The following is a 1,913-nucleotide window of genomic DNA, read 5'->3' as shown; positions in this document are numbered from 1 at the left end:
TGAAAAAGCCCTTTAACCGCAATTTCACATGAGACGGCGAGGTCACCTCCAGGCGGCCCAGTGTCTGCTGATGTTAGATGGAGTAGCCTGTGACTATGGAAAATCTGGTTCTTACGGTGTCATGCAAGTCCACAAGGGGAATCGTTGCGGCGATCTCCGGCTATCTGACTGACAAGGGTTGTAATATCCTTGATAGCTCGCAGTTCGATGATCTTGAGACCGGCCGGTTCTTCATGAGAATTGGCTTCAAGTCGGAAACCGGTATCCCGGAGCGTGATATCCGCGAAGGCTTTGATGAGGTCGCAAAGCGACTTTCAATGTCCTACGAGTTTCATCAAGGAGATAAGAGGACAAAAGTCCTTCTTATGGTCTCGCGCTTCGGTCACTGCTTGAACGATCTCCTTTATCGCTGGAGGATTGGCGCGCTTCCGATCGACATCGTTGGTGTCGTCTCCAACCACTTCGACTATCAGAAGGTGGTCGTGAACCATGACATTCCGTTCCACCACATCAAGGTAACCAAGGCGAACAAGCCCCAGGCGGAAGCGCGTATGCTCGAAATTGTTGATCAAACGGGTACCGAGCTGGTTGTGCTCGCCCGCTACATGCAGATTTTGTCCGACCAGCTCTGCGCCAAGATGTCGGGCAGGATCATCAACATTCACCATTCCTTCCTGCCCAGCTTCAAGGGCGCAAATCCCTACAAGCAAGCGTACGAGCGCGGTGTGAAGCTGATTGGCGCGACTGCCCACTATGTGACGGCAGACCTCGATGAAGGCCCGATCATCGAGCAGGATACCGTTCGTATCACGCATGCCCAAAGCCCTGACGACTACGTGTCGCTGGGGCGCGATGTCGAAAGTCAGGTTCTGGCTCGTGCGATCCACGCGCACATCCATCATCGCACCTTTGTTAATGGCAATAGGACTGTCGTGTTCCCGGCCAGCCCCGGAAGCTACGCGTCCGAACGGATGGGGTAACCACCGATGACCGCAATCATTGATGGGAAACAGATCGCCGCCGCCATCGTAGCGCAGGTGAAGAGCGCAGGCGAAGCATTACATTCAAACACAGGCGTGCAGGCAGGTATCGCAGTTGTAATCGTTGGTAATGACCCTGCTAGCCATGCCTATGTCTCCTCGAAGGCTAAAATGGCCCACGAGTGCGGCTTCCTATCAATTAAGCACGAACTGTCGGAGGATACGAGCCAAGAAGAGTTGGCGACGCTCATCGAGTCACTCAACGATGACCCGCTCGTACACGGTATTCTCGTTCAGTTGCCTCTTCCAGGTCATTTGCGGTCAGACACGATCATTCGCGCCATTGCCCCGGCGAAGGATGTAGACGGTCTACATTTCGCGAACGCTGGCAGAATCGTAACAGGCGATCTCGATGGCGGGCTGGTTTCCTGTACACCGGCAGGTGCCATGGTATTCGTTCGCGATGTCCATGGCGACGACCTTACAGGGCTGCACGCTGTTGTGATCGGCAAGTCGAACTTATTCGGAAAGCCGATGTCAGCGCTGCTGCTGGAGGCCAATGCGACGGTTACCACGGTGCATAAGGGTACGCGCGATGTTCCCGGTCTTTGCAGAAACGCCGATATTGTTGTCGTTGCAGCGGGTCACCCTGGCCTTGTCAAAGCTGACTGGGTGCAGCCAGGTGCAACGGTTATCGATGTCGGGATTAACCGGATTGCCGCTCCCGAGAAAGGCGAAGGGAAGACGAAACTCGTCGGCGATGTTGCGTTCGAGGAAGTGGCGCGTGTCGCAGGTGCCATTACGCCGGTCCCCGGCGGCGTAGGTCCGATGACGATTGCTATGCTAATGGCAAACACTGTGATTGCTGCGTACCGGTTCGCCGGTTTGACCCCACCCAAGTTTGCAAGTCAGTGAAAACGCATGAGTGAGATT

At 55.0% G+C, this 1,913-nt stretch carries 2 protein-coding genes; both read left to right on the top strand.

The features are described 5' to 3' along the window. Window positions 1–95: 95 nt before the first annotated feature. Window positions 96–980: a formyltetrahydrofolate deformylase gene (gene purU, locus ACYJRZ_RS31825; protein ID WP_427143619.1), complete on the top strand. Its 885-nt coding sequence runs from the start codon at window positions 96–98 to the stop codon at window positions 978–980. Between the two features lie 6 nt (window positions 981–986). Continuing rightward, entirely contained in the window at window positions 987–1,895 is a 909-nt protein-coding gene (gene folD / locus ACYJRZ_RS31820) for a bifunctional methylenetetrahydrofolate dehydrogenase/methenyltetrahydrofolate cyclohydrolase FolD (protein ID WP_427143618.1), read from the top strand. Window positions 1,896–1,913: the final 18 nt, after the last annotated feature.

Source organism: Rhizobium sp. No.120 (genome assembly GCF_054558365.1).
This window is presented reverse-complemented; position numbering and strand designations above follow the sequence as displayed.